General features: G+C 31.5%; 8 protein-coding genes and 1 pseudogene. 5 read left to right on the plus strand and 4 right to left on the minus strand.

Annotated features, from left to right (window positions below; genetic code table 11):
• The first annotated feature begins 3 nt into the window (after positions 1–3).
• The 4 genes from ACKTSW_RS02470 (at position 4) to ACKTSW_RS02485 (ending at position 2,321) form a co-directional block, all read left to right on the plus strand.
• Entirely contained in the window at positions 4–447 is a 444-nt protein-coding gene (locus ACKTSW_RS02470; RefSeq protein ID WP_408023691.1) for a hypothetical protein, read from the plus strand.
• 6 nt (positions 448–453) lie between these two features.
• Complete coding sequence (locus ACKTSW_RS02475; protein WP_408023692.1) at positions 454–1,080, plus strand: ExbD/TolR family protein; 627 nt, start codon at positions 454–456, stop codon at positions 1,078–1,080.
• Positions 1,081–1,098: 18 nt separating this feature from the next.
• The gene (locus ACKTSW_RS02480; protein WP_408023693.1) at positions 1,099–1,569 is read left to right on the plus strand and encodes an ExbD/TolR family protein; all 471 of its coding nucleotides are present in this window, start codon (positions 1,099–1,101) and stop codon (positions 1,567–1,569) included.
• Positions 1,570–1,652: 83 nt separating this feature from the next.
• On the plus strand, positions 1,653–2,321 hold the full coding sequence (locus ACKTSW_RS02485) for a porin family protein (protein ID WP_408023694.1): 669 nt from the start codon (positions 1,653–1,655) through the stop codon (positions 2,319–2,321).
• Here the strand turns inward: ACKTSW_RS02485 and ACKTSW_RS02490 are convergent.
• From ACKTSW_RS02490 to ACKTSW_RS02505, 4 genes are all read right to left on the minus strand, one after another.
• A complete protein-coding gene (locus ACKTSW_RS02490) occupies positions 2,316–2,669 on the minus strand; it encodes a hypothetical protein (RefSeq protein ID WP_408023695.1) in 354 nt (117 codons plus the stop codon). The two genes, ACKTSW_RS02485 and ACKTSW_RS02490, sit on opposite strands and share 6 nt — an antisense overlap.
• Before the next feature lie 245 nt (positions 2,670–2,914).
• Positions 2,915–4,378 (minus strand): RNA polymerase factor sigma-54, encoded by a 1,464-nt coding sequence (gene rpoN / locus ACKTSW_RS02495; protein ID WP_408023696.1) that lies wholly within the window; start codon positions 4,376–4,378, stop codon positions 2,915–2,917.
• A gap of 84 nt (positions 4,379–4,462) precedes the next feature.
• A complete protein-coding gene (gene asnS, locus ACKTSW_RS02500; RefSeq protein ID WP_408023697.1) occupies positions 4,463–5,896 on the minus strand; it encodes an asparagine--tRNA ligase in 1,434 nt (477 codons plus the stop codon).
• 119 nt (positions 5,897–6,015) lie between these two features.
• Complete coding sequence (locus ACKTSW_RS02505) at positions 6,016–8,379, minus strand: efflux RND transporter permease subunit (protein WP_408023698.1); 2,364 nt, start codon at positions 8,377–8,379, stop codon at positions 6,016–6,018.
• A gap of 129 nt (positions 8,380–8,508) precedes the next feature.
• Between ACKTSW_RS02505 and ACKTSW_RS02510 the strand changes: the two are divergent.
• A pseudogene (locus tag ACKTSW_RS02510) lies at positions 8,509–8,657 on the plus strand (IS3 family transposase); the annotation flags it as partial.

The following is an 8,657-nucleotide window of genomic DNA, read 5'->3' on the forward strand; positions in this document are numbered from 1 at the left end:
AGGATGAATAACAATAGATTAATTACAATCATTGTAGCCTTACTTTCTCTTGTTGGTATAGTCTTGTTTGTTATGACTATGGGAGCAGATACAGAGGATCCAGCTGCAATGTCAGACGCTGTTTCACCATTAGTTACCTATTCATTAGTTTTGTTAGGGTTAACTGTAGCAGTAACGGTTTTAGCATCGCTTTTTAGCTTATTTAAAAATCCAGCGGCATTAAAAAAATCTTTGCTAGGTTTATTAGCAATAGGTGTTTTGTTAGTAATATCATATATCCTTTCAGGAGATGGACAGGTTATAGATGCTAACGAAAAAGTAATTGCAGCTGCAGGAAGTAGCGTTTCTAAAAATACCGGAACAGGTATTTGGTTAAGTATTATATTAATAGTGATCGCAGGAGGTTTCTTCGTGTGGGATTTATTAAAAGGATTAGTTAAATCATAGAGTATTATGGCAAGAAGAGAAAACCCAGAAATTAACGCAGGTTCGATGGCAGATATTGCCTTCTTGCTACTTATCTTTTTCCTTGTAACAACAACAATGGATGTGGATTCAGGTATCCCAAAAAAGTTAGCTGAAAAAACAGATGTTCCACCACCAATTGTTAAAGAAAAGAATATTTTTCAAGTAAGCATTAACCGTAACAATCAACTTTTAGTTGAAGATGAACCAATGGAGTTGAAAAACTTAAAAGATGCTGCAATGAAATTTATTGATAATGGTGGAGGTATTGGTAACCCAATGCCAGGAAAAGAAGCTGGAGCTGCTTGTGATTACTGTAAGGGAGATAAAGACCCAGAATCATCAGATCATCCAAATAAAGCAGTTATTTCAGTAGAAAGTGATAGAGGTACTGAGTATGGTACTTATGTTGCTGTTCAAAATGAGTTGTTAAGAGCTTACACAGAACTACGTAACAGATTATGCCAAGAGAAATATGGTATGAGTTTTACTGAGTTAGAACAAGCTTTTAACGATGGAGCAAGAAAAGATGAGTCATTAAGAAATAAAGTTGAAGATATAAAATCGAGCTACCCTCAAATTATATCTGATACAGACCCAACAAATGTTCAATAATTAGTAAAACAATAGAATATGTCTAAGTTTAGAAAGAAGAAAAAAGGAATGCCAGCTTTATCTACGGCATCTTTACCAGATATTGTTTTTATGTTATTATTCTTTTTCATGGTAACAACTACTATGAGAGAAACAGACTTATTAATAGATTCTCCTCGTTTACCAAGCGCAAGTGAAGTAAAAAAGTTAGAACGTAAAAGTTTGGTGAGCACAATTTATGTTGGTAAAGCAAAAGATGCTAAGTACGGTACAGGATACAACAGAATACAGTTAAACGATAAGATTGCAACACCAGATGATGTACCTTCGTTTATTTATCTTGAAAGAGATAATGTTTCTGAAGCAGAAGTACCTTTTATGACAACTTCTATCAAAGCAGATAAAGAATCGAGTGTAGGAACATTAGCCGATATTCGTGAAAAATTAAGAGATGTTAATGCTCTTAAGTTAAGTTTATCTACGCATAAAGGAAGTGCAATAAAAAAGTAATTACTTTTAAATAAAAAAAAGAGCAATCATTTGATTGCTCTTTTTTTGTATAAAAAAAGTATATTAAACGTTAGATAATTATTATGAAACAAGTCTTAAGTTTATTAGCACTCTTTTTAGTTTTAAGTGTATTTAGTCAAAAAGATTCTTTGCAGTTAGGAGATACCTATTGGGAAGATCAATTATACATAGATATTACGTATAATTTACTACAAGATCAACCAGATAAAGTAGGTAAAACAGGCTTCTCTTATGGGTTATCTGCTGGTTATATGAAGGATATTCCTTTTAACAAGAAAGGTAGAACAGCTTTTGCTCTAGGGCTAGGATATAATTATGACTCGTTTAGCCACGGTTTAAAAGTAGTGGAGGGAGATGTAAAAGAATATGAAATAGACCCTGACATCACATCCAATAAAATTAAATTGCATAATATTGAAATGCCCATACAGTTTAGATGGAGATCGTCAGATGCTAATACGTATTCATTTTGGCGCTTTTATGCAGGACTTAAGATTACATATAATCTAAGCAATAGCTTTCGATATAATTTACCTTCAGGAAAGGTAAGTTTTTCTAATGTTGAAAAATATAATGCGTGGCAAACAGGTTTAACCTTATCAGCAGGCTATAGCACATTTAATTTTCATGTGTATTATGGACTGTCTCCAATGTTTAAAGGAGTGGAAGTTAATAACAAACCAATAAATAGTAAAATAGTTAAACTTGGTTTGAGCTTTTACTTATTATAAAACACAAAAAGCTATAAAAGGGCTAAATACACCAACAAAAAAACCAATATACACTTCTCTATAAGTGTGAGCTTTTAAATGCAATCTAGAGCTTGCTAGTAGGCCTGATAAAAAAATAAAAACGATGCTAACAGGAATAATATTAACAGATTGTATTTGTTGAAATAATAAAAAGTACCCTACAGCAACACCCATTGATAAAAGGTGTAGACTTCCTTTAATTTTAAAAGGGAAAAGCATATAAATAAATCCCAAGCCAAAGACGGTACCATAAAATAAATAACTTAAATCTCTAAAAATACTCATACTTGCAAACATTTTTCCTAAAATCATAAATAAAATCATCATAAAAAAAATGGGAAACTTCCGCTCATCAATACTATGTACTCGAAAGGATTTTATGTATCCAATAGATTTTAAAAAAACTAATAAAAGTAGAGGTATAAGATAAGTTGCTATAAATACTATTGCTAGTATTTTATATTGTTGTTGTTTGTATAAGTTTACAGGAGAAAGTATAAAATACAAAATAATACCTATTGTTGGCATTACAATAGGGTGTAAAATCGTTGATATAAACTTATGCCAACGCATTAAATTTCTTTACGTAATCTAGCCACTGGAATGTCTAATTGTTCACGATATTTAGCAACAGTCCTTCTGGCAATTGGATATCCTTTTTCTTTTAAAAGTTCAGATAGTTTTTCATCAGTGAGCGGTTTACGTTTATCTTCTTCTTTAATTACAGTTTCTAAAATCTTTTTAATCTCCTTAGTAGAAACATCTTCTCCTTGGTCGTTTTTCATTGATTCAGAAAAGAATTCTTTAATAAGTTTTGTACCATAAGGAGTAGATACATATTTACTACTAGCTACACGAGAAACAGTTGATACATCCATATTAATCTCATCAGCAATATCTTTTAAAATCATAGGCTTAAGCTTACGTTCATCTCCAGTTAAAAAGTATGCTGACTGTCGATGCATAATTGCACTCATAGTTACTAAAAGTGTTTGTTGACGTTGTTTTATGGCATCAATAAACCATTTTGCAGCATCTAATTTCTGTTTTATAAACAGTACTGCATCTTTTTGTGATTTTGTTTTTTCTTTAGAGTCTTGATAGCCCTTTAACATGTTGTTGTACTCTCTAGAGACATGAAGTTCTGGAGCATTACGGGCATTTAAAGTTAAATCTAAATTTCCATCAATAATTTTAATAGAAAAATCAGGTACTATTTGTTCTGCAATTTTATTATTTCCTGCATATGAGCTGCCTGGTTTAGGGTTTAATCTACTTATTTCATTAATAACATCTTTAAGTTGTTCTTCAGAAATGTTATACTTCTCAAGTAGCTTCTTATAATGCTTTTTAACAAAATGATCAAAGGCATCTTCAAGAACTTTAATAGCCAATGTTCTTATTTTATTTTCTGATTTTGCTTTCAACTGAATTATTAAACACTCTTTAAGATTTAAAGCGCCTACACCAGTAGGGTCTAGTCTTTGAACTATGTTAATTAAGACATCTTGCACCTTTTCTTCTGTAGTGAAAACATTTTGGGTAAAAGCTAAGTCATCAACTAAATCGATAATGTTTCTACGAATGTATCCACTATCATCAATACTACCTACTAAAAATTCGGCAATAGCACGCTCTTCTTCGTTAATTCTAAAAGTATTGAGTTGATTTTTTAATGATTGATGAAAACTAGTGCCTGCAGCATAAGGTACTTGTTTATCTTCGTCATCTGAAGAGTAATTGTTAGTTTGTGTTTTATAACTCGGGTATTCATCATCACTTAAATACTCGTCAATATTTATATCTTCAGCATCAATCTTTTCATTGCCTGAATCGTCATAATCAACATCGTTAGCTAAGGTATCTTCAAAGTTTTCAGGTTCTTCTTTACCTGTGTCTAAAGCAGGGTTTTCTTCTATTTCTTGTTTTAAGCGTTCTTCAAAAGCTTGCGTAGGCAACTGAATTAACTTCATCAACTGAATTTGTTGTGGAGATAATTTTTGAAGTAATTTTTGATGTAAACTTTGTTTTAGCATATTTACAAAGATATGAAATAGGACAAAAAAAATCGTCATTCTTTTACAAATGACGATTGATATTTATAAGTTTTTATAGATTTCTTAAAACTCAGCATTTTGTGGAGTTCTTGGAAAAGGAATTACGTCACGGATATTGCTCATTCCAGTAGCAAATAACACCAAGCGTTCAAAGCCTAAACCAAAACCAGAGTGTACTGCGGTACCAAATTTACGAGTATCTATATACCACCATAATTCTTCTTCAGGAATATTTAGTTCCGTCATTTTCTCTTTCAATACATCCAGGCGTTCTTCTCTTTGAGACCCGCCTACCATTTCACCAATACCAGGGAATAAAACATCCATAGCACGAACGGTTTTACCATCTTCATTTAAACGCATATAAAAAGCTTTAATATTTGCTGGATAGTCAAATAAAATAACAGGGCATTTAAAGTGTTTTTCAACTAAATAGCGCTCATGCTCAGATTGTAAATCTACCCCCCATTCGTTGATTGGGAATTGGAATTTTTTCTTTTTATTAGGCTTAGAGTTACGTAAAATTTCAATAGCTTCAGTATAAGAAACACGTTTGAAGTTATTGTCAACTACAAAATGTAATTTTTCAATAAGTGTCATGTCGCTTCTTTCAGCTTGAGGTTTTGTTTTTTCTTCTTGAGTCAATCTATTATCTAAAAATTTTAAATCGTCTTGACAGTTGTCTAAAACATATTGTAATACATATTTAATAAAGTCTTCAGACAAGTCCATGTTTGCGTCTAAATCATTAAAAGCAACCTCAGGTTCAATCATCCAAAACTCTGCTAAATGACGTGTTGTGTTTGAGTTTTCAGCTCTAAAAGTAGGTCCAAAAGTATATACTTTACCTAAAGCCATTGCATAAGTTTCAGCTTCTAATTGACCTGAAACCGTTAAGTTGGTTTCTTTTCCAAAAAAATCTTGAGAATAATCAATTTCACCATCTTCATTTACAGGAGCTTTGTTTGCTTCAAATTGAGTTACTTTAAACATTTCACCAGCACCTTCAGCGTCAGAACCCGTTATAATAGGGGTGTTTACATAGTAAAACCCATTTTGTTGGAAATATTGATGTACTGCAAATGATAATGCAGAACGTAGACGCATTACAGCGCTAAAAGTGTTAGTTCTTACACGTAAATGTGCATTTTCGCGTAGGAATTCCAAACTGTGTTTTTTAGGCTGAATGGGATATTCATCAGGATTTGAATCTCCTAAAATTTCTAAATTATTTACTTGAACTTCTACTGTTTGTCCTTTACCTTGACTTTCTACTAAAGTACCTTGGATGCTAACAGCAGCTCCAGTATTTATTCTTTTTAATAAAGTTTCGTCTGTATTTTCAAAATCTACGACACACTGAATATTATTAATAGTAGAACCATCATTTAAAGCAATAAATCGATTGCTTCTAAAAGTTCTTACCCATCCCTTTACGTGTACTTCTTGTAAAAAACTGTCAGATTGTAATAAATCTTTAACGCTACTTCTTTTCATGTTCTTATATCTTCAATAAAATCAAGCAAAGATACTTTTTTGCTGTTAATTAGCAATAAAGAGATTGAAGAATAAGAGAGTGAGCTGTTACTTATTAAGTTCGATAGAAAAAAGTAGAATTATTTGTCTTCTTTTGGGGGTAATATTTTAAATTTTGTTTCTCTTAAAACTTTCTTATTGGCTATTTTTTTCTCAAATGAAATTAATAGTGATGGTAGTAAAAGTAAGTTGGAAACCATTGCTAATAATAACGTAACAGAAACTAAGCCTCCTAAAGCAATAGTACCGCCAAAACTTGAAACAGTAAATACTAAAAACCCAAAGAAAAGTACTATAGAAGTATAGAACATACTTACTCCTGTTTCTCTTAAAGCAGAGTAAACAGCAGGTTTTATTTTCCAATTATTAGCTAATAGTTCTTGTCTGTATTTTGCTAAGAAGTGAATAGTATCATCAACCGAGATACCAAAAGCTATACTAAACACTAAAATAGTTGAAGGTTTTATAGGGATATCAAAGAATCCCATTAATCCTCCAGTAATTAATAGTGGGAGCATGTTAGGAATTAGCGAAATTAATATCATTTGAGGTGAACGGAACATCCATGCCATGAATATTGAAATAAGCAAAATCGCTAATGATAGTGAAATAACTAAGTTTTTAATTAAATAATTGGTTCCTTTTAGAAAAACTAATGCCTTACCTGTTAGTGAAACATCAAACTTATCGCTAGGAAACTGCTTGTTTATTACAGCCTGTAATCGCTCTTGGATAATGTCCATTTTATCGGTGCCAATATCCTTCATAAAAGTAGTGATTCGAGCATAACGACCTGTGCTGTCCACAAAGTTTTTTAGCATTCCAGAGTTATTACTGGAGTTTTTGGTATATGAAAAAATATAGCTTTTTTCTTGACTTGTTGGTAGTTGATAGTATTTAGGATTTCCGTTATAATAAGCTTGCTTAGAGTATTTTACTAAGTTTGTAATAGAAATAGGTTTAGATAGTTCAGGAAATGTTTCAATAGCTTCATTGAGTTTTTCCATTTTTTTCAAGGTAGAAAGTTTCATAACACCTTTTTCTCTCTTGGTATCAATTAAAATCTCTAAAGGCATAATTCCTCCAAATTCATACTCAAAAAACTTAATATCTTTATAAAACTGTTTTCCTTTAGGCATATCTTCAATTAAGCTACCTGATACACGAATCATATATAGCCCAATCATACTTAAAATAATTACAGAAACAGTAGTTATATAAATGGCAATTCGTTGCTTTTTTACCATACGTTCCATCCAAGAAACAACATTACCCATCCATCTTTTTTCTAAATGGTTTAGATGTTTTTTATCTGGAAGAGGCATAAAGCTATATATAATTGGAATAATTAATAAAGCTAAAACAAAAATACTAATGATGTTCACAGAAGCTAAAACACCAAATTCACGCATTAATCTACTTTTAACAAATATAAAAGTTGCAAAACCAGAAGCAGTGGTAATGTTGGTCATTAATGTAGCATTTCCAACCTTAGAAATAACTCGTTGTAACGATTTTGCTTGGTTTCCGTGTTTCTTTACTTCCTGTTGATATTTGTTAATCAAGAAAACCGCATTGGGCACTCCAATTACAATAATTAAAGGTGGGATTAAAGCAGATAACACAGTAATTTCATAACGGAACAGCCCCATAAAACCAAAAGCCCAAGTTACCCCTATAGTAACGACTAGTAAAGTAATAAATGTGGCTCTAAATGAACGAAAAAAGAAGAAAAAGATAATCGCAGTTATAAGTAGCGCACCAATTACAAAAATCCCCATTTCATCAGTAATATTCTGAGAGTTTAGAGTTCTTATATAAGGCATGCCAGAAACGCGTACATCTATTTTATGTGTTTTTTCAAAAGATTTTATAGTTGGTATTAATATATCAAAAACAAAGTCTTTACGAATAGGAGTGTTTACAATATCTTTATTAATATAAATAGCTGTTTGTAAAGTTCCTTTATCATTATATAGCAAATTGTTATAAAATGGGAGCTTTTCAAAAAGTTGTTTTTTTATATTTTCAATTTCTTTTTTTGTAGAAGGAGTTGCTTCGAATAAAGGTTCAACGACAAATTTTCGATTTTTTCTATCAGCTTTTAATTGTTGAACATCAGCTATCGAAACCGTAAAATCTACTTGTGGTAAACTATCTAAATCTTTTACAAGCTTATTCCAAGCATTAAATTTAGCAGGTGTAAATATCGTAGAGTCTTTTACTCCTAGAATAATAAGATTACCTTCTTCTCCAAAGATTTCTAAAAACTTGTTGTACTCAATATTAACCTCATGATTGGTTGGAAGTAAGTTGGCTTCTGTATAGGAGAAGCGCATATATTTCATTTGAGTGACTAAAAGCCCTGTAATTATTGCAATAGTAATTAAAACTAAGTAACGGTTTCGCAATAAGAATCCTGCGATTTTAGTCCAAAAAGTCATCCAAAAAAAATTTCAGCAAAGTTATGCTAAATGAATTAATTAAACGAAAAAAAGCGCGTCATATGACGCGCTTTTTTAACTATTTTCTATGTCCCGTCCTGAAATAAGTTGACACAAAATCGACTTATTATGAGTAAAGGAGTAAACAAGCGGGTTAAGCGCACCCAACGCGATTACAATTTAGGCTTTAAATTAGCCTTAGTAGCCGAGGTAGAAAAAGGCAACTACACCTATAAGCAGGTACAAAAAGTCTATGGTATTCAAGGTAGGAGTACTGT

This window comes from Tenacibaculum sediminilitoris, from assembly GCF_964513795.1.
GTDB lineage: Bacteria > Bacteroidota > Bacteroidia > Flavobacteriales > Flavobacteriaceae > Polaribacter > Polaribacter sediminilitoris.

Excerpts from the sequence above, each read along its gene's own strand:
- ACKTSW_RS02470 (WP_408023691.1), top strand. The coding sequence starts at position 4 with ATGAATAACAATAGATTAATTACAATCATTGTAGCCTTACTTTCTCTT.
- ACKTSW_RS02475 (WP_408023692.1), top strand. The coding sequence starts at position 454 with ATGGCAAGAAGAGAAAACCCAGAAATTAACGCAGGTTCGATGGCAGAT.
- ACKTSW_RS02480 (WP_408023693.1), top strand. The coding sequence starts at position 1,099 with ATGTCTAAGTTTAGAAAGAAGAAAAAAGGAATGCCAGCTTTATCTACG.
- ACKTSW_RS02485 (WP_408023694.1), top strand. The coding sequence starts at position 1,653 with ATGAAACAAGTCTTAAGTTTATTAGCACTCTTTTTAGTTTTAAGTGTA.
- ACKTSW_RS02490 (WP_408023695.1), bottom strand. The coding sequence starts at position 2,669 with ATGATGATTTTATTTATGATTTTAGGAAAAATGTTTGCAAGTATGAGT.
- rpoN (WP_408023696.1), bottom strand. The coding sequence starts at position 4,378 with ATGCTAAAACAAAGTTTACATCAAAAATTACTTCAAAAATTATCTCCA.
- asnS (WP_408023697.1), bottom strand. The coding sequence starts at position 5,896 with ATGAAAAGAAGTAGCGTTAAAGATTTATTACAATCTGACAGTTTTTTA.
- ACKTSW_RS02505 (WP_408023698.1), bottom strand. The coding sequence starts at position 8,379 with ATGACTTTTTGGACTAAAATCGCAGGATTCTTATTGCGAAACCGTTAC.